This is a genomic window from Mesorhizobium sp. AA23, from assembly GCF_001672435.1.
In the GTDB taxonomy this organism is placed as follows: domain Bacteria; phylum Pseudomonadota; class Alphaproteobacteria; order Rhizobiales; family Rhizobiaceae; genus Mesorhizobium.
In genome coordinates this window covers 88,075-106,360 of sequence record NZ_LYTP01000031.1, presented here as the reverse complement: position 1 = coordinate 106,360, position 18,286 = coordinate 88,075, and the positions used below count along the sequence as shown (strand labels likewise).

20 protein-coding genes are annotated in these 18,286 nt (G+C 63.2%); 12 read left to right on the top strand and 8 right to left on the bottom strand.

Annotated elements, in window-relative coordinates; all coding sequences use genetic code 11:
• Window positions 1-21 precede the first annotated feature (21 nt).
• From A9K66_RS26115 to A9K66_RS26095, 5 genes are all read right to left on the bottom strand, one after another.
• Window positions 22-2,190: a VWA domain-containing protein gene (locus A9K66_RS26115; protein WP_067329329.1), complete on the bottom strand. Its 2,169-nt coding sequence runs from the start codon at window positions 2,188-2,190 to the stop codon at window positions 22-24.
• 2 nt (window positions 2,191-2,192) lie between these two features.
• On the bottom strand, window positions 2,193-2,756 hold the full coding sequence (locus A9K66_RS26110) for an RNA polymerase sigma factor (protein WP_067329326.1): 564 nt from the start codon (window positions 2,754-2,756) through the stop codon (window positions 2,193-2,195).
• Between the two features lie 73 nt (window positions 2,757-2,829).
• Entirely contained in the window at window positions 2,830-3,561 is a 732-nt protein-coding gene (locus A9K66_RS26105) for a dienelactone hydrolase family protein (protein WP_067329323.1), read from the bottom strand.
• A gap of 104 nt (window positions 3,562-3,665) precedes the next feature.
• Entirely contained in the window at window positions 3,666-4,355 is a 690-nt protein-coding gene (locus tag A9K66_RS26100) for a hypothetical protein (protein WP_067329320.1), read from the bottom strand.
• A gap of 89 nt (window positions 4,356-4,444) precedes the next feature.
• Complete coding sequence (locus A9K66_RS26095) at window positions 4,445-6,019, bottom strand: trimethylamine methyltransferase family protein (RefSeq protein ID WP_067329317.1); 1,575 nt, start codon at window positions 6,017-6,019, stop codon at window positions 4,445-4,447.
• Between the two features lie 281 nt (window positions 6,020-6,300).
• On the opposite strand from A9K66_RS26095, the gene A9K66_RS26090 reads away from it, so the two are divergent.
• Window positions 6,301-6,999 carry a B12-binding domain-containing protein gene (locus A9K66_RS26090; RefSeq protein WP_066999684.1) on the top strand — a complete coding sequence of 233 codons (699 nt, stop codon included), beginning with the start codon at window positions 6,301-6,303 and terminating at the stop codon, window positions 6,997-6,999.
• An 83-nt stretch (window positions 7,000-7,082) separates the two neighbouring features.
• Here the strand turns inward: A9K66_RS26090 and A9K66_RS26085 are convergent, their stop codons facing one another.
• Window positions 7,083-7,220, bottom strand: coding sequence for an entericidin A/B family lipoprotein (locus A9K66_RS26085; RefSeq protein ID WP_019858698.1), 138 nt, complete (start codon window positions 7,218-7,220; stop codon window positions 7,083-7,085).
• A gap of 56 nt (window positions 7,221-7,276) precedes the next feature.
• Here A9K66_RS26085 and A9K66_RS26080 point away from each other — a divergent pair, with 56 nt between their 5' ends.
• From A9K66_RS26080 to A9K66_RS26050, 7 genes are all read left to right on the top strand, one after another.
• On the top strand, window positions 7,277-7,906 hold the full coding sequence (locus A9K66_RS26080) for a DUF1638 domain-containing protein (RefSeq protein ID WP_067329314.1): 630 nt from the start codon (window positions 7,277-7,279) through the stop codon (window positions 7,904-7,906).
• Window positions 7,907-8,073: 167 nt separating this feature from the next.
• The gene (locus A9K66_RS26075) at window positions 8,074-8,649 is read left to right on the top strand and encodes a DUF4893 domain-containing protein (RefSeq protein ID WP_067329311.1); all 576 of its coding nucleotides are present in this window, start codon (window positions 8,074-8,076) and stop codon (window positions 8,647-8,649) included.
• 114 nt (window positions 8,650-8,763) lie between these two features.
• Complete coding sequence (locus A9K66_RS26070) at window positions 8,764-9,546, top strand: formyl transferase (protein ID WP_067329308.1); 783 nt, start codon at window positions 8,764-8,766, stop codon at window positions 9,544-9,546.
• Window positions 9,547-9,681: 135 nt separating this feature from the next.
• Window positions 9,682-9,984, top strand: coding sequence for a virulence factor (locus tag A9K66_RS26065; protein WP_066999671.1), 303 nt, complete (start codon window positions 9,682-9,684; stop codon window positions 9,982-9,984).
• Entirely contained in the window at window positions 9,977-10,576 is a 600-nt protein-coding gene (locus tag A9K66_RS26060) for a methylenetetrahydrofolate reductase C-terminal domain-containing protein (RefSeq protein WP_066999668.1), read from the top strand. The genes A9K66_RS26065 and A9K66_RS26060 overlap by 8 nt, the downstream gene beginning before the upstream one ends.
• Window positions 10,573-11,667, top strand: a complete 1,095-nt coding sequence (locus A9K66_RS26055; RefSeq protein ID WP_067329305.1) for a methylenetetrahydrofolate reductase — start codon at window positions 10,573-10,575, stop codon at window positions 11,665-11,667. Before A9K66_RS26060 ends, A9K66_RS26055 begins: the two co-directional genes overlap by 4 nt.
• Window positions 11,668-11,809: 142 nt before the next feature.
• Window positions 11,810-12,787 (top strand): methyltetrahydrofolate cobalamin methyltransferase, encoded by a 978-nt coding sequence (locus A9K66_RS26050; RefSeq protein WP_067329301.1) that lies wholly within the window; start codon window positions 11,810-11,812, stop codon window positions 12,785-12,787.
• A gap of 79 nt (window positions 12,788-12,866) precedes the next feature.
• Here A9K66_RS26050 and A9K66_RS26045 read toward each other — a convergent pair whose 3' ends face one another.
• A complete protein-coding gene (locus A9K66_RS26045; protein WP_245307688.1) occupies window positions 12,867-13,109 on the bottom strand; it encodes a hypothetical protein in 243 nt (80 codons plus the stop codon).
• 89 nt (window positions 13,110-13,198) lie between these two features.
• Between A9K66_RS26045 and A9K66_RS26040 the strand changes: the two genes are divergently transcribed.
• The 3 genes from A9K66_RS26040 (at window position 13,199) to A9K66_RS26030 (ending at window position 16,830) form a co-directional block, all read left to right on the top strand.
• Window positions 13,199-15,268: an ASKHA domain-containing protein gene (locus A9K66_RS26040; RefSeq protein WP_067329295.1), complete on the top strand. Its 2,070-nt coding sequence runs from the start codon at window positions 13,199-13,201 to the stop codon at window positions 15,266-15,268.
• Between the two features lie 185 nt (window positions 15,269-15,453).
• Entirely contained in the window at window positions 15,454-15,639 is a 186-nt protein-coding gene (locus A9K66_RS26035) for a hypothetical protein (RefSeq protein ID WP_067329623.1), read from the top strand.
• 231 nt (window positions 15,640-15,870) lie between these two features.
• A complete protein-coding gene (locus A9K66_RS26030) occupies window positions 15,871-16,830 on the top strand; it encodes an alpha/beta hydrolase (protein WP_067329292.1) in 960 nt (319 codons plus the stop codon).
• Between the two features lies 1 nt (window position 16,831).
• Here the strand turns inward: A9K66_RS26030 and A9K66_RS26025 are convergent, their stop codons facing one another.
• The gene (locus tag A9K66_RS26025) at window positions 16,832-17,731 is read right to left on the bottom strand and encodes a LysR substrate-binding domain-containing protein (RefSeq protein ID WP_067329288.1); all 900 of its coding nucleotides are present in this window, start codon (window positions 17,729-17,731) and stop codon (window positions 16,832-16,834) included.
• Window positions 17,732-17,951: 220 nt separating this feature from the next.
• Here A9K66_RS26025 and A9K66_RS26020 point away from each other — a divergent pair, with 220 nt between their 5' ends.
• Window positions 17,952-18,137 (top strand): hypothetical protein, encoded by a 186-nt coding sequence (locus A9K66_RS26020; protein WP_066999640.1) that lies wholly within the window; start codon window positions 17,952-17,954, stop codon window positions 18,135-18,137.
• The last annotated feature ends 149 nt before the right edge of the window (window positions 18,138-18,286 follow it).

The following is an 18,286-nucleotide window of genomic DNA, read 5'->3' as shown; positions in this document are numbered from 1 at the left end:
GTTCCATGGCCGGCACCCGCCCTATTTGTTGGTGCCCAGCGACGAGGCTAGCCGCACCAGCGACAGGAATTCCGCCCTGTAGCCGAACGGATCAGCGCCGCGCGCGGCGTTGGCGATCTCCAGGATCCGGTCGTAGCCGAAATTCGCCGTCTGATCCGCGTCGCGCAGCTTCTGCCCGAAAGCCGCGACCGCGACCGAAAAGCGCTGGTCGACGCCGGCTTCATCGAAGGACGGCACCTCGTCGGCCGCGGTCACCGGTGTCGTGATCAGTTTCGAGACATTCTCGTTCGGCAGCTTGTAGCGGATTTTTACGAAGGCATATTCGCCCGCATTGGCAACGCCGCCATTGTCGACCTTCGCCTCGCCATAGCGCAACGGATCGACCTGCTCGGCGCCGCTTCCCTTGGGCGTGACCTCGTAGATCGCCGTCACCGAATGGCCGGAACCGATATCGCCGGCGTCGACGCGGTCATTGTTGAAATCCTCGCGCTTGAGCGCCCGCGTCTCATAGCCGACCAGCCGGTATTCCGAGACCTTGGCCGGGTTGAACTCGACTTGGATTTTCACATCCTTGGCAATGGTGAACAGCGTCGAGGACGCGTCCTCGACCAACACCTTCTCGGCCTCGGCAAGCGTGTCGATATAGGCGGCCGTGCCATTGCCGTTCTGGGCGATGGTCTGCATCATCTGGTCGTTGAGATTGCCGCGGCCGAAGCCGAACACCGAGAGAAACACGCCGGTCTTGCGCTCCTTCTCGATCAACCGTTTGAGGTCGTCGTCATCGGTCTGGCCGACGTTGAAATCGCCGTCGGTGGCAAGCATCACGCGGTTGATGCCGTCCTTGACGAAAGACTGCTGCGCAAGTTTGTAGGCTTCCTTGATGCCTGCCTCGCCGGCGGTCGAACCGCCTGGCTCCAGATTGTCTATCGCTGCAAGAATCTTCTGCCTTTCCGCGGCCTTTGTCGGCATCAGCACCGTGCCGGCATTGCCGGCATAGGTGACGATGGAGACGGTGTCGTCGGCCTTGAGCTTGCTGACCAGCAACCGGAACGCCGACTTCAAGAGCGGCAGCTTGTCCGGCTCGTCCATCGAACCCGAAACATCGATCAGGAACACCAGGTTTGCCTTCGGCGCCTCGACCGGCTTCACGTCAAAACCCTTGATCGCAACATGCATCAGCTTGGTGCGCTCGTTCCAGGGCGTCGGCATGACGGTGACAGTCGAATTGAACGGCGTCGCGGCCGAGTCTGGCCCCTTCCAGTCATAAGGGAAGTAGTTGATCATCTCTTCGACCCGGACCGTGCCTGGGTCGGGCAGAATACCTTCCTTCAGCGAGCGGCGGACGAAGGAATAGGACGCCGTGTCGACATCGATCGAGAAGGTCGACACCGGATCCTGGGCAGCTTGGTGCACCGAATTGGTCTTGAAGGTCTCGATGCGGTCGCGGTTTTGCTCTTGCGGCTGCATTTGATCGGCCGGCATGGGCGCCGGCTGAACCATCGGCCCGAAACCAGCGACGGCGCCAGCCGGCATCTCTGCAGGCTGCATGGCGGTTGCCGGCGCCTGGGCATTCGCGCGTCCGCCGGCGGCCAGCTGGTCAACCTCCGCAGGTGCAGGCGGCGGCGCAGGCAGCGCCTGTGGTACTTGCTTGGCAAAGTCCTTCAACGCCCCGTATTCCTGCCTGGTCCGATCATCGGATCGGCTCAATTCAGTTTTCGGCGGCGATGCCGGTGCGACCTGCGCCTCGTCTTCGACACGCCTCTCGCTGTCGGCGCCGGTCTTCTTCTCCTTGGCAGGCGCGGCCGCCAGCGGCTCGCTGATCGCGGGCTGGTTCGGTATCGGCTTCTGCGCAACCGGCTCGTCGGCCACCGTTTCGGTGACCTTCCCGTTTGAAATAACGGGCGGCTGCTCCCTCAGCATCTCAAAAGCGGCATAGCCGGCGATAGGCAGCGCGACCAGCGCGGTCAGGGCCGGGGTGGCAATGAGTTTCCGTTGCATGATCTCTCTCCAGAGCCTTTGTGCTCGCTCCGTGAGACGAAGACCTGCCGGCGATCCTTGGGGGACGGTCGAAATTTTTTCGTTCAAGTCGAAGGCGTGCATCGCGGCGGCCAACGCACGCGTTTGCGCTTCGCTGTCCGGCGCCGGAACTGCCAGATTGCGCAGCCTTTCGAGTTCGTTGTCGTCGACCATGGTCACACTTCCCCGGCTGAGCGCATGAGCAGCTTCAGCCGTTTCTTCGCTTCATGGATGTGCCAGGAAACCGTCGCCTCCGAGATCGCCATCACCTCGGCCGCAGCCGCGTGGCTCAACCCTTCGCCATAGACGAGCAGCACCGCGTCGCGCTGCTTGTCCGGCAGCATGCGCACCGCCGCCCACAGCGCCTCGGCCGGGTCCTGGGCTTCCGCCGAGCCCTCCCCCGCGATCAGCGCATACGTGCCGAAGGCCTCGGTCTTGGCGCTGTCGCGGGCGCGCTTGCGCATCATGTCGCGCGAAGCGTTCAGTGTCATGGCGTAGAGCCAGGTCGTGAACGCGCCATTGCCCTGATAGTCGCGGATTGCCCGGCCGAGCCGCACGCAGACATCCTGGGCGATGTCTTCGGCATCGGCCTTGCGGCCGCACCAGCGATAGGCGGCGCGATAGACGAAGCCATAGTGCCTTTCGAGCAGTTTGCCGAAAGCCCCCCTGTCTCCACCCCTCGCCCGCCCGATCAATTCGGCATCGGAGGCTTCGCTGTCGTCCAGCATCATCGCCGTCATTTGCCTGTTGGACGAAGGCTAATGGCGATTCCTTGGGACGATGGAAAGATTTTTTTGCGGCGGCCTCCGCACCCTACCCCAAGGTTTCGGCGAACAGCGTGATCAGCCGCTTCCAATGGCGCTCGGCGCCCGCTTCGTCATAGACGCTGTGGTCCTTGACGCACCAGCCATGACCGACGCCGACATAGTTCTCGATCGTGTGGTCGACTTCGGCGACCCTGAGCGCCTCTGCCAGCCGGGCTGATTGCTCCGGCGGAAAGCTACGGTCCACGCCGGCGATCCCGACGTAGATGCGTGCCTTGATCGACGCCGCCTTCCGGTGCGGGCTGTCGGGCGCGTCGCTTGCCAGATTGCCGCCGTGGAAGCTGGCGGCGGCAGCAATGCGGTCGGGATAGGCCGCGGCGGCATTGAGAGCCCGCGCGCCGCCCATGCAATAGCCGACGACGCCGACCGGCCCGTCCAGGCCTTCGGCAGTGAGCGCATCGAGGAAGGCCGCGCTGTCGCGGATGGTCATCTCTTGCGTGGTGCCACCGCTCAGCGCCGTCAGTTGAGCCCTGGTCCTATCCTCAGCAAACGCAGTCTTCGGGTCGAACGGTCCATAGGGCACGCTGCGATAGAACAGATCGGGCACCAACACGGCGTAGCCATGCCCTGCGAGGCGTTCGGCCATCTGGTCGAGCGTCGGCCGCGGGCCAAAAATATCCATGTAGAGGATGACGCCGGCCCTGGCCGCCGCCGCCGGTCGGAACAGCCCGGCCTTGGCCTTCCCGTCCCGGGTTTCAATCTCGATCTCTTGCTTGGCCATGCTGCTCTCCGTCGTCTGTCCGCGCGATAGATATCCGGCTGGAGCGGCCCGGCAAGACAATCCCGGAGCCTGGCGTTCAAGATTTCGTGCGGTTGGCCTTCATCTTACAGCCGAACAAAGGCCGCCATATGAAAGGCCTGCACCTCTGGCGGATAGCGATAGTCCGCCCCGTAGGGACATGCATTTCGGTCGAGGCAGCCGCTCGTGCGGCACAGGCCGCCTCCGGGGCCGCGCACATGCCCAAGACAGGCTTCATGGGCAAAACCCTGTTCGGAATAGGCATCGATCGGGCAGGATTTCATGCAGGGTTTTTCGACGCATGTGTCGCAGAGATGAATCGGTTCTTGAGGTTCGGGGAGGAAAATCTCTTCCTCGAACAGCAGCGCGCCGCGATAGGCATGCCAGAGCCCATACTGCGGATGCATGAGGATGCCGAGCGGCGACGGCTTCAACCCTTCCGCCCGCATCGCCCATTGCTGGAACGGCAGATAGGGCCTGTCGGAGGGCGACACGGCGCGAGCGCCGAACGCTTGCGCCACCGCGCCGATCACCTCCCGCGACCAGGTGTCGAGCGGGTTGACGATCCCGCTGGCCCGCTGCCCAAGCCAGCGCTGGAAGTGCGGCCAGAGTGCGACGCCGGCCTGCCCGACCAGGAGGGCGGACTTGGCAGGCGCGCCTGAAAGCCCCGCAGGCGCCGTTTCATCACTGGCGAAGCGAAAGCCGCCCCGAAGGATCAGGCCGTGGGCGGCAAGCGCGGCCGCGGTCCCTTCGATCGTGCCGCGCGAAAAGATCATCCCTTCTTGTCCGGGTCGGAGAACGCGCTCCGCCAGACTTCCTTATGGATGATGTTGGCGACTTTAGCCCGGCCTGACTCGGGCTCCTTTCAAGTGAAGGCGTCGGCCATCGAGGCCTTCTTCCTGTCGATGAAATCCTTCAGTGCCTCGTCGATCGCCGGATCGAGATGCGGTGCTTCGTAGCTTTCCAGCCAGCGGCGGGCGAGCTCGTTGGCGCGCTGCGGCGCTGTCTTTTCGCCTTCGGCCAGCCACTGCTCGTAGGAATTGTTGTCGGCGATGTTGGAGCGGTAGAAGGCGGTCTGGAAATTCGCCTGCGTGTGGTCGCAGCCGAGATAGTGGCTGCCCGGACCGACCTGGCGGATGGCGTCCATCGCCTGGCCGTTCTCCGACAGGTCGACGCCCTCGGCGAATTTCTGAGTCATGCCGAGCTGGTCGATGTCCATCATGAATTTCTCGTAGCAGGATGCCAGTCCGCCCTCGAGCCAGCCGGCCGAATGCAGCACGAAGTTGGTGCCGGCAAGGATGGTCGAGTTCAGCGTGTTGGCGCTCTCATAGGCCGCCTGCGCATCCGGGACCTTCGAGGCGCAGAGCGAGCCGCCGGTGCGGAACGGCAGGCCTAGCCGGCGAGCGAGCTGCGCTGCGCCATAGGAGACCAGCGACGGTTCCGGCGTGCCGAAAGTCGGCGCGCCCGACTGCATCGAGATCGACGAAGCGAAAGTGCCGAACAGCACCGGCGCGCCGGGCCTGATCAGCTGCGTGAACGAGGCGCCGGCAAGCACCTCGGCCAGGATCTGCGTCAGCGTTCCGGCAACCGTCACCGGGCTCATCGCGCCGGCCAGGATGAACGGCGTGACAATGCAGGCCTGGTTGTGGCGCGAATAGACTTTCAGCGCACCGAGCATGGTCTCGTCGAACACCATCGGCGAGTTGGCGTTGATCAGGCTGGTCAGCACCGTGTTGTTCTCGACGAAATCCTCGCCGAACACGATCTTGGCCATCGCCACCGTGTCCTCGGCCCGCTCCGGCGCCGTCACCGAGCCCATGAACGGTTTGTCCGAATAGCGGATATGCGAATAGATCATGTCCAGATGGCGCTTATTGACCGGCACGTCGACCGGCTCGCATACCGTGCCGCCCGAATGGTGGATCGACGGCGCCATATAGGCGAGCTTCACGAAATTCTGGAAATCCTCAAGCGTTGCGTAGCGGCGGTTGCCGTCGAGGTCGCGCACGAAGGGCGGGCCGTAGACCGGCGCGAACACTGTTCCCTTGCCCCCGATCTGCACCGAACGCTCCGGATTGCGCGCATGCTGGGTGTAGATCGAAGGCGCGGTCTTGAGCAGCGAGCGGCAAAGCCCCTTGGGAAAATGCACGCGCTCGCCTTTCACATCGGCGCCGGCCTCTTTCCACAGCGCGAGCGCCTCGGCGTCGTCGCGGAAGATGATGCCGATCTCTTCCAGCACCGTGTCTGTGTTCTTCTCGATCAGCGCCAGGCCTTCCTCGTCGAGGACCTCGTAGACGTTGATCTTGCGCTTGATATAGGTGAGCTGGGTGCCCGGACCGCCGCCTGCGCGCGCCGCGCGCCTGGCCGCCGCGCCGCCGCTGGCGCCGCGTCCGCGTCGTCCGCCCGACGCTTCCTGCTCGACTGCCGCGTTATCGCTCATGATCGTTCTTCCTATAGATTTTAGATTTGGGCCTGAATTGGCTGGCGGCCGGTTCGCCGCCGCTTCTTTCCGGATCGTAGCCATGCACCCTATTGGAAACGGCCCGCCAGCGCCAACGCCTGTCGCAAAATCGACAAGAAAACCGCCAACTTTTCAGTCGCTTTCCTTTTGCGGGAAGTCGCAAATCAGCTATGGCTACCTTGCCCTCGCGGGTTAGGTATTGGCGCATCGATTTTTGAGCTGCAGCAAGCATTCCGAGCAGCAAGGAGCCCGAGGAAAAAATGTCCGACGACGAGATCATCCTTTCCGAGCTTTCCGACGAGGAACTCGTGCAGCAGATGCATGACGACCTTTATGACGGGCTGAAGGAAGAGATCGAGGAAGGCACGCATATCCTTCTTGAGCGCGGCTGGCAGCCCTACACGGTGCTGACCGAGGCGCTGGTCGAAGGCATGCGCATCGTCGGCGAAGATTTCCGCGACGGCATCCTGTTCGTGCCGGAAGTGCTGCTCTCGGCCAATGCCATGAAGGCCGGCATGGCCATCCTGCGCCCGCTGCTTGCCGCCACCGGCGCGCCCAAGCAGGGCAAGATGGTGATCGGCACCGTCAAGGGCGACATCCACGACATCGGTAAGAACCTCGTCGGCATGATGATGGAAGGCGCCGGCTTCGATGTCATCGACCTCGGCATCAACAATGCGGTCGAGAAATATCTGGAAGCGATCGAGCAGCATCAGCCTGACATCATCGGCATGTCGGCGCTGCTCACCACGACCATGCCCTATATGAAGGTCGTCATCGACACGATGAAGGAAAAGGGCATTCGCGACGATTACGTCGTGCTGGTCGGCGGTGCGCCGCTCAACGAGGAATTCGGCAAGGCCGTCGGCGCCGACGCTTATTGCCGCGATGCCGCGGTGGCGGTCGAGACCGCCAAGGACTTCATGAAGCGCAAGCACAACGTTCGCGCTTCCGCCTGATCCCAGGGCATCAGGATGGATCGAAAAAAGCCGCGCCTTGCAGCGCGGCTTTTTTGTTCCCAGATGATGATGAGGCTGAACGATCAGTTGGCGACAGTGTCTTTGACCGCCCTCGCCGTCGATTTGACGTCCTTGCCGACGCCTCGAATGGTGTTGGCGCAGGCGGTGAGTGCAAGCGCGCAGGCAAGGATGGCAATCGGCGCGATGCGTAGCAGTTTCATGGGTGTCTCCCTCAACAGATAATTAGCCCCGCAGCGAAAACCGGCTCGACTGGTTCATGGTCAAAACGCAAAAAACGAAACCGAATCAAACAGACAGGCTGCTCGTCATCGCCTGCGGGATGATTGCGCGCGAAGTTTTGGCCGTCAAGCAACAGCTAAAGCTCGATCACCTTGAGTTGACCTGCCTGCCGGCCGAGTTCCACTTCTATCCGGACCGCATCGCGCCGGCCATGGACAAGGCCATCGAAAAGGCCAAGGCGGAAGGCTACAAACACATCTTCGTCGGCTATGCCGATTGCGGCACCGGCGGCATGCTCGACCGCGAGATCGAGAAGCATGGCGTGGAGCGCATGGCCGGCCCGCATTGCTTCGCCTTCTACCAGGGCATGGACCTCTACGCGAAGGTCGCCGACGGCGACATGATGTCGTTCTACATGACCGACTTCCTCTGTCGCCAATTCGACGCCTTCTTCATCAAGCCGCTCGGGCTCGACAGGCATCCCGAGCTTATCAAGGACTATTTCGGCAATTACGAGAAGCTGATCTATCTCGCGCAAACCGACGATCCGGATCTCGACAAGATTGCCGAGAAAGCCGCCGCCATGCTCGGCCTCGCCTACGAGCGCCGCTCGACCGGCTATGGCGATCTGACGAGCGAACTGGCGCGGGCGGCAGCCAACGCTTGAGGCTCGAGCAGGGCTGCTTCAACGGCGGCCAGCGGAACGGACGATCGACTTGCAGACGAAGCCCCCTCGCCTCCGCTGGCAAGCCGGATGACAGCGGCCTGCGAACGGGTAAGTTGTGCCCCAAGCAGACCAAACAGCTATTCCAGCCACCGATTCGGGAAACGCCCATGATCCCTCGCCTGCTGCTTGCCGCCCTTTGCCTTATCGGCTTCGCCCTGCCCGCCTATGCCGACGGCGAGTTGCAGAAGCTGATCACCGCCGCAGACAAGGCGCGACTGGATAAATATGGCGAAACGCGCAAGGCGGCTCTCGAAGAGGCAAAGGCCGGCGATCCGGCTGAGGTCAAGCAACTCGATGCGCTGCTCTCCAAGCCGCTGGTCGCTTTCTCCGACAAGGATCTGACCGGCAACTGGAAATGTCGCACCATCAAGGCCGGCGGCTTGAGCCCGCTAGTTATCTATGGCTGGTTCAAGTGTAAGGTCACCGGGGACGGCTCGGGTTGGCGGCTGCAGAAGATCAGCGGCTCGCAGCGCACCACCGGTCGCTTCTTCGACGACGGTGAGAAGCGCGCCATCTATCTCGGCTCGTTTTCGGTCAATGACGAAAAGGCCAAGCCCTATGGCAGCGGCGCCGAAAGCGACCAAGTGGGCTATGCCTTCCGCAACAGTGCCACCGAGTGGCGCATCGAATTCCCCGCGCCCTATTATGAATCGAAGCTCGACATCATGGAATTCAAGCGCTGACTGAGCCCGAAAAGTTGCAGAGTTTTCGGACCAGGATCATGCGCGACCATTGGCTCACCAAGGGTTAACCCGCTCTCCCTAGCATGCGCCCGACTTTGAGAGCGGGTGCTTGCCATGGCAACGTCGGAATCCGGTCCGCGGCGGACTGTTGTCGTCACCGAAGGCGGTCCGCATATCTGGGCAATCGTTAACGCCATCGCCGATCGCGTCGGCCCTGTGAGTGTCATCCTCGAAACCCCTGAATCAAAAAAGCGTTTGCTGCTCGGCCGCGCCCGCCGCCAGGGCTGGATCTCGGCCATCGGCCAGCTCGGCACGATGGTGCTGACCAAGCTTGGCAAGCGGTTCTTTGCCGGCCATGCTGCACGGCTGATTGCCGAGGAAAAGCTCGAGACAGAACCTCGCCCGACCCAGACGATCATCCATGTGCCTTCCGCCAACGGTCCGGAATGCCTTCAGGCGATTGAGAAGATCGGGCCGGGCGTCGTGCTCCTCGCCGGCTGCCGGCTGCTGTCGAGGAATATGCTCGCGAAGATGCCTTGCCCGGTGCTCAACTATCACGCCGGCATTGCCCCGAAATATCGTGGCATGAATGGCGGCTACTGGGCGCTGGCCTCCGGTGATCGAGGGAATTTCGGCACCACTGTGCATCTGGTCGATGCCGGCGTCGACACCGGCGGAGTGCTGAAGCAGGCGCGCGGCAAGTCGAAACGCGGCGACACCATCGCCAGCTACGCGCTGCGGCAGGCGGCATTTTCCCGCGACATCTGCGTCCAGGCAGTGGCCGAGGCGCTGGCGGGAAAACTTACGACGATCGATCCCGGCCTGCCCTCGAAACAGTGGTTTCACCCGACGATTTGGTCCTACCTCTGGACCGGCCTGACGAAGCGCGTCTGGTAATCTGCCGGCGTCGGAAATTCAGCACTCGCTTTGCGTCATCGCCAGCGTCGCTTTTGAAGGCGCGCGCGTCGTCCCATAACAAGCGGCACAAGGGCGCATGCGGCAATGCTCCCAACATCGAGGAGTTGAGAATTCATGGCCGATCTGATCGTCGTCTATTGGCGCGATATCCCTGCGCAGGTCATCGTCAAGAAAGGCCGGCAGAACGCCAAGCGCGAGCTGCCGCTGCGCTTCACCGAGGCGATCGACATGTGCGCCATGCGCACGGGCGCCGGCGGCACCGACGATTACCTCGCCGAATGGCGTAAGGCCGATCCGGTTCCGGTCGGCGACGACATCGAAGCCGAGGTCGAGAAGGCCTACCAGGAACTCGATACGAAATATGACCGCGAGCGGCTGGTCGCTCTGGTCAAGGCTGGCGGGAAAGAAAATGTCTGAGAAGCAGCCGGCGGTCACCCAGGCCACCCTGGTCAAGAAGGCGGCGCCGAAGTCCGACTACAAGCCTGCGGACGTGTCGCCGCAACGCCGCGTTCAGCGCACTTTTGCCGTGAGGTTGTGGTCCATCCGCCATTCGCGACTGCTCGAATGGTTTTATGGCAGGTTCGCCGATGTCTTCCTGCTCTTGCATCCTTTGTGGAAGGGCATCGGCTACGGCCGCGTCGAAGCGCCGGTGAAATTCGTCGAGAAACGCGTCAAGGGCTTCATGTTCGACTGCCGCATGTGCGGCCAGTGCGTGCTCTCCTCCACTGGCATGTCGTGCCCGATGAACTGCCCGAAGCAGCTGCGCAACGGCCCGTGCGGCGGCGTGCGCGCCAACGGCAATTGCGAGGTCGAGCCGGACATGCCCTGCGTCTGGGTCAAGGCCTGGGAAGGCTCCCGCAACATGAAGCATGGCGACAAGATCCTCACCGTGCAGAAGCCGGTCGATCAGTCGCTGCGCGAAACCTCGGCCTGGCTCAGGGTGACCGCGCAGGCGGCCGCGGCGCGTGAAGCCGCCCAGAACCCGCAGAACCCCGGAGCTTCAGCATGAGCATCCGCCACCAGCGCGACGAGAACCCGGCCGGCGTTCACCTGCCGCTCGATCCCCTGCCCGGCCATTCGTCGCGCGGTCGGTTGGAGCGCGTGCTGCGCCGCGGCGAGTTCGCGGTGACGACCGAGCTCAACCCGCCCGACAGCGCCGACCCGGAAGACGTCTACAACCGCGCCAAGATCTTCGACGGTTGGGTCGACGCCATCAACGCGGTCGACGCCTCCGGCGCCAACTGCCACATGTCTTCGGTCGGCATCTGCGCGCTTTTGACCCGCATGGGCTACGCCCCGATCATGCAGATCGCGTGCCGCGACAAGAACCGCATCGCCATTCAGGGCGACGTGCTGGGCGGGGCGGCAATGGGCGTCGCCAACATGCTCTGCCTCACCGGCGACGGCGTGCAGGCCGGCGATCAGCCGGGCGCCAAGCCGGTCTTCGACCTCGATTCCATGTCGCTGCTCGAAACCATCCGCATCATGCGCGACAACGGCAAGTTCCTGTCCGGCCGCAAGCTGACGACGCCGCCGCAGGTCTTCCTCGGTGCTGCCGTAAACCCCTTCGCGCCGCCTTACGATTTCCGTCCCATCCATCTCGGCAAGAAGATCGCCGCCGGCGCGCAATTCGTGCAGACGCAATATTGCTTCGATGTGCCGATGTTCCGAACCTTCATGCAAAAGGCGCGCGACCTCGGCCACGCCGAAAAAGTCTTCATTCTGTGCGGCGTCGGGCCGCTCGCCTCTGCCAAGACCGCCAAATGGATCCGCTCCAACGTGCCGGGCATCCATATCCCCGATGCGGTGATCAAGCGGCTCGAGGGCGCGCAGGACCAGAAGAAGGAAGGCAAGCAGCTCTGCATCGACATCATCAACGAGGTGAAGGAAATTCCGGGCGTCGCCGGCGTCCATGTGATGGCCTACCGCCAGGAAGAGTATGTCGCCGAGATCGTCGATGAATCCGGCGTGCTGAAAGGCCGCCAACCCTGGAAACGGGAGATCCGCCGCGACGACCAGATCGTCGCCGAGCGGCTCGACCACATACTGCACGACGAGATTACCGAAACCCAGGTCGACATGGTGAAGACCGCGCATTGATGTATGTCGCCCAAAAGTGGGAACCGGTTTTGGGACACCGACATACATGAACTTAAAGTCCAAGGCGCGGCCGGCACCCGTCCGCTTGAACAAGACCAGATAACGATATAAAGAACTCTTTATATCCCGACGGAGAGATTGCATGACCCGCACCATCGTCGCCTCGGCGACCCGAGAAATCGTCATCGGCTTCGATCAGCCCTTCTGCGTGATCGGCGAGCGCATCAACCCGACCGGCCGCAAGAAGCTGGCCGCCGAGATGGTGGCCGGCAACTTCGAGACCGTCATCAAGGATGCGCTGGAACAGGCCGCCTGCGGCGCGACCATGCTCGACGTCAATGCCGGCGTCACCGCCGTCGACCCCAATGCGACCGAGCCGGCGCTTTTGGTGCAGACGCTGGAGATCGTGCAGAACTTGGTCGATCTGCCGCTGTCGATCGACTCTTCGGTGACCGCCGCGATCGAGGCGGCGCTGAAGGTCGCCAAGGGGCGCCCGCTGGTCAACTCCGTCACCGGCGAGGAAGAGAAGCTTGAAGCCATCCTGCCGCTGGTCAAGAAATACAACGTTCCGGTCGTCGCCATCTCAAATGACGAGACCGGCATCTCGATGGATCCGGACGTCCGCTTCGCGGTCGCCAAGAAGATCGTCGAGCGCTGCGCCGATCACGGCATTCCCGCGCATGACGTCGTCGTCGATCCGCTGGTGATGCCGATCGGCGCGCTGGGCGATGCCGGCCGCCAGGTGTTCGCACTGCTGCGCCGTCTGCGCGAGGAACTCAAGGTCAACACCACTTGCGGCCTTTCCAACATCTCGTTCGGCCTGCCGCATCGCCACGGCATCAACGCCGCCTTCATCCCGATGGTGATCGGCGCCGGCATGACGAGCGCCATCATGAACCCGGTCCGCCCGCAGGAGATGGAGGCCGTGCGCGGCGCCAACGTGCTGAACGGCACCGACGAGAACTGCACCAACTGGATCCGCACCTACAAGGACTACAAGCCGGCCGAAGGCGGCCATGCGGTCGCGTCTCCGGTCGCGGTCACCGCCCCCGGCGATGGCGCCGCCGCTGCCGGCGGGCGTCGCCGCGGCGGTCGTGAAGCCCGCATGGCCAGGGGGTAAGCGCGCAATCGTGAGCCGCATTGCAAACAGCCCTGATCCGGTCGCATCGTCGATGCGGTCGGAGAAGTCTGCTTTGCGGTCAGGCGACGCCCAATATGGCGTCGAACAACGCCATTCCAGCCCAGGATCCGAAGATGCCTGTGCCGCCGCCGACGATGACATCATCGTCGTAGGCGGGCCAGAATGCGTGGAGCAGGAGCGCTCCGACGATCGCGCCGAGAATTCCGGAGGCCAGATATTGCGGATTGCGCAGCCATGGGCCTTTGAGCACGCGCACCACGGTGAAAGCGGTGAAGATGGCGGGCAGCAGAATATCCGACATGTTTGGCCCCTGGACCAACGTACACTCCACCCAACAGTAAAACGATCCGTTAAACGGTATCGGCAATTGCCATCGAGACGCGTGCCAGCATGAATCCCCCGCCCAACATCACCGATCCGCTTGTGCTGTTCATGCCGTCAGGCAAGCGCGGGCGGTTTCCCGTTGGCACGCCGGTGCTGGACGCCGCGCGCCAGCTCGGCGTCTATGTCGAGAGCGTGTGCGGCGGCCGCGCCACTTGCGGGCGCTGCCAGATCGAGGTGCAGGAAGGCAATTTCGCCAAGCACAAGATCGTCTCTGCCAACGACCACATCTCGCCCAAGGGCGCCAAGGAAGAGCGCTACGAGCGCGTGCGCGGCCTGCCCGAGCGCCGCCGCCTCTCCTGCTCGGCGCAGATTCTCGGCGACCTCGTCATTGACGTGCCGCAGGACACGGTCATCAACGCCCAGACCATCCGCAAGGCAGCCGACACCAGGGTGATCGCTCGCGATACGGCAATCCGCATGTGCTATGTCGAGATTGAAGAGCCCGACATGCACAAGCCGCTCGGCGACCTCGACCGACTCAAGATCGCCTTGATGAAGGACTGGGGGTTCAAGAATGTCGAGTTCGACTTCTATCTCATGCCGCAGGTGCAGGGCATTCTGCGCAAGGGCAATTGGACCGCCACCGCCGCCATCCACAAGGATGCGGACAGCGACATCGCGCGCGTTATCGCGCTGTGGCCGGGCCTGAAGAACGAGGCCTACGGGCTCGCCTGCGACATCGGCTCGACGACCATTGCCATGCATCTCGTGTCGCTGCTGTCGGGCCGCGTCGCCGCCTCTTCCGGCACCTCCAATCCGCAGATCCGCTTCGGCGAGGATCTGATGAGCCGCGTCTCCTACGTGATGATGAACCCGGACGGCCGCGAGGGCATGACGGTCGCCGTGCGCGAGGCCGTTTCCGGCCTGGTCGACAAGGTCTGTGCGGAAGGCAATGTCCAGCGCAACGACATCCTCGACGCGGTGTTCGTCGGCAATCCGATAATGCATCATCTGTTTCTCGGCATCGATCCGACCGAGCTCGGTGGCGCGCCGTTCGCGCTCGCCGTTTCCGGCGCCGTGCGCATCAAAGCCTCCGATCTCGGCTTGAAACTGAACCAGGGCGCGCGCCTTTATATGCTCCCTTGTATCGCCGGCCATGTCGGCGCCGACGCAGCCGCGGTCACGCTCTCCGAGGGTCCGCACCGCCAGGACGAGATGATGCTGATCGTCGACGTCGGCACCAATGCCGAGATCGTGCTCGGCAACAGCACGCGCGTCGTTGCGGCCTCCTCTCCCACCGGCCCGGCCTTCGAGGGCGCCGAGATTTCCGGCGGCCAGCGCGCGGCGCCCGGCGCCATCGAGCGCGTGCGCATCGATCCCGACACGCTTGAGCCGCGCTACCGCGTCATCGGTTCGGAACTCTGGTCGGATCAGCCGGGCTTTGCCGAAAGCGTGCAGGCGACCGGCGTCACTGGCATTTGCGGGTCCGGCATCATCGAAGTGGTGGCCGAGATGTATCTCGCCGGTATAATCTCCGAGGACGGCGTCGTCGACGGATCGCTTGGCGCGCGCTCGCCGCGCATCGTCGCCAACGGCCGCACCTTCTCCTATGTGCTGAAGGACGGCGAGCCGAAGATCACCATCACCCAGAACGACGTGCGCGCCATCCAGCTCGCCAAGGCGGCGCTCTACGCCGGCACCAAGCTATTGATGGAAAAGCAGCACACCGACCATGTCGACCGCATCCATTTCGCCGGTGCCTTCGGTTCTTTCATCGACCCGAAATACGCCATGGTGCTGGGGCTCATTCCCGATTGCGATCTCGACAAGGTCTCGGCCGTCGGCAACGCCGCCGGCGCCGGCGCGCGCATGGCGCTCCTCAATCGCGGCTACCGCCGTGAGATCGAGGAGACGGTGAGCAGGATCGAAAAGATCGAAACCGCGCTGGAGCCAAAATTCCAGGAGCACTTCGTCTACGCCATGGCGCTGCCGAACAAGGTCGACCCTTTCCCGAAGCTCGCGGCCGCAGTGAAGCTGCCGCCGCGCAAGACGGTCGGCGAGGACGGCGCCGCAGGCGACGCCACCCCGCGCCGGCGCTCGCGCGAAGAACGGGCGGCGCGGCGTGGGCGCGAATAGGTCCCCTTCGCCCGACGCCTCTCTTTGGTTCGTATGCATGCAAATGTTTCCGGATCCATCGATCCGGAAACCGGAACGCTGTTTTCGTGAAATCCGCCGGAAACATGCCGGGCGCATTTAGCCCGCCATCGAAGGGCTGGCGCGAAATGTCTTCGAGCCGGCGCGACCTTCCGGAGGAACCCACTATGTCGATGTTCGATAACCTCGGCCGCTTCGGCGTGACCATCAGGCAGGCTCATGCCCGGAGCAAAGCGATCCGCGCGCTCAACGACCTGCCCGTGCATGTCCAGAAGGATATCGGCTGGCCGGCTTCGCCGCCCAGCGACCCGCAGGCAGCCCTGCACGCGCTGCTCCTGGGCACCGCCCGCTGATGACCTTCGCCGACAAATGTAAGCTGCTCGGCAAGCGCCGAGGCCGGCAAGCGGCCTCGGCGATCGGCGACAACAAGTTGCGCGCCGCGCTGCTGCCAGGGCGCCGTTGACGCGACCGCTGTCGCATCACGCCGATGTGCCCGCTGCGAACCTTGACATTTTTAACCGAGCTACAATCTTCGCATAGCAGGGGGAATTTCTCTTAGTCGGCTCGACCGATCCGTGTTCCGTATGCCCAGTTTGAAAAGCCACGTCGTTTCGTTCATTCTCAGGCACAGCCGCAAGAAGGCCTTTTCCAGTCCCGAAAATCTGCAGCGCTGGATCGCCTACGCCCGCAAGACCGAAGACTATCATCCGCCGGCCCTTCTGAAGGCGCGGCTGGATATCGCGGAGACCAGCGTCGATGGTTTCCCCGTCTATGAGATCGCACCGAAATCGGGCGAGCGCCGGCGCATCCTCTATTTGCATGGCGGCGCCTTCGTCTTTCAGATCACGTCCTATCACTGGGTGCTGATTGCCGAGATGGCGGAGCGGCTGGGCTTCGGCATCACCGTGCCGATCTATCCGATCGCGCCCGAGCACAATTTCCATGACATGTTCGGCATGGTCGGCGACGTCTACCGGCGCATGCTGCAAGAGACCGATGCCGAGAACATCGTCTTCATGGGCGATTCCGCCGGCGGCAACATGGCAGTCGTGCTCACCATGATGGCCGCCGAGGAAGGCCTGCCCTCGCCGGCGCGCCACGTGCTGATCTCGCCCGGCCTCGATATGTCCTTGTCCAATCCGGAAGTGTTCGAAGCCGAACGCAACGACCCCTGGCTGGGCATCCCCGGCGGGCTCGAGGCGATCCGGCTCTACAGCGCCGGCATCGACCGCTCCGACTGGCACATCAGCCCGCTCTACGGCGATCTCTCGGTGCTGCCGAAGACGCTGCTGCTCACCGGCTCGCGCGACCTGCTCAGCCCCGACAATCTGATCTTCGCCGAACGGGCGCGCGCCGCAGGAATCGAGGTCGAGGTCGTCTACGAGGAAGGCATGTTCCACGTCTGGCCGCTGATCGATATGCCGGAAGCGCGGCGCGCACGTGACAGCATCGTCGACTTCCTCACAGCCGAGATCCTACCGCAGCGAGCCCATGCATCACGCCGAACCACTTATGCGGCGCGACCTGCGCCGGCGGCCGAATAGCTCAGAACTTGCCGGTTTCCCGGAACAGTTCGAAGGTCGCGCGGATGTGGTCGGCAACCGCCTTCACCGGCGCGCTGGCATCGGGTGCCACCACCATGGCGAGATTGTAGGTGCCGATATCAGGCATGCCGTCCTTCGCGCCCAGCGAAACCATCTCGTCGCCGAGGAAGGACTTCGGCAGCGGCGCGACGGCAAGGTCGGCCATGATGGCGGCGCGCTGGCCGGCGGTATGAGCGCTCATATAGGCGATGCGGTAGTTGCGGCCTTCCCGGCCGAGCGCTTCCAGGGCGCCGGCCCGCCAGGCGCAGCCTTCTTCCCAAAGCGAAACCGGCAGCGGTTCGCGCAGATGCGCGCAGCCGCCCTTGGCGCCGGCCCAGACGATCGGCTCGGTTAGCAGCACCTCGGCGCCGACCGCGCTGGTCTTGTAGGAATTGGTGAGCAGCGTGATGTCGAGCGCACGGTCGTCCATGCGGCGGCGCAGATTGACGCTCTGGTCGATAGTGACGTCGACGGCGATCGACGGATGCGATTGCGCGAAGCGCTTCAACACGTGGGGCAGCACGCGCTCGCCATAGTCGTCTGGGGAGCCAAGCCTGACCACACCGACAATGTCGGGAATGATGAACTTCGACACCACTTCGCGGTTGATCGACAAAAGCCGCCGGGCATAGCCGAGAAGCATCTCGCCGTCCGTGGTCAGCGTCACCGAGCGCGCGTCGCGCGCGAAGACGGAACGGCCGAGAATGTCTTCGAGCTTCTTGATCTGCATGGAGACGGCCGAGGGGGTGCGGAGGACCGCATTCGCGGCGGTGGTGAAGCTGCCGGTCTCGGCGATCGCCACGAAGGTCCGCAGCACGTCGAGATCGAGCAGCGGCAAAGGATGGTTGAGTGGGGCGTTCATCGGAGCTTGCCTTCAATTTTTCTGATGCAAATGATCATTCCATTTCGTTTGATTGAACATCACTTCGAGCGCATAGTCAACTCGATCGATGCAGGATGCTGCCAAAAGCAGCCATCGAACGACCATGATACAGGCCTGCACTCGACATGAAATGAAGCTGAAACAGACCTGAAGTAACCAATTGCCGGGCGCCTCCCTGCCCGAATCGAGGAGAAAGAAAATGTCTATCCTGTCGTCTATCGGTCGGCTCGCGACCGAATTCAGTGCCGCCCGCGCTCGCTACCAGACCGAACGCGCAATCCATGCGCTGCCGATCGAACTGCAGAAGGATATCGGCTGGCCGGAAGCCGCCGATGCCAAGACTGGATTGCGCTACGGCGTGGGAACCTGGGCCGGAGCCAAGTAAATAAGTGTGCATCACGTGCTAAGGGCCTGCCGCGTGTCAGACCGGCAGGCCCTTCTGTTTGTACTCAAATGACTTTTCCAGCCATGCGGCCGTCGCATGACGCATATGAAGCACTCGCATAGCGACGTCCGTTTCGAATTAAAGCGCTG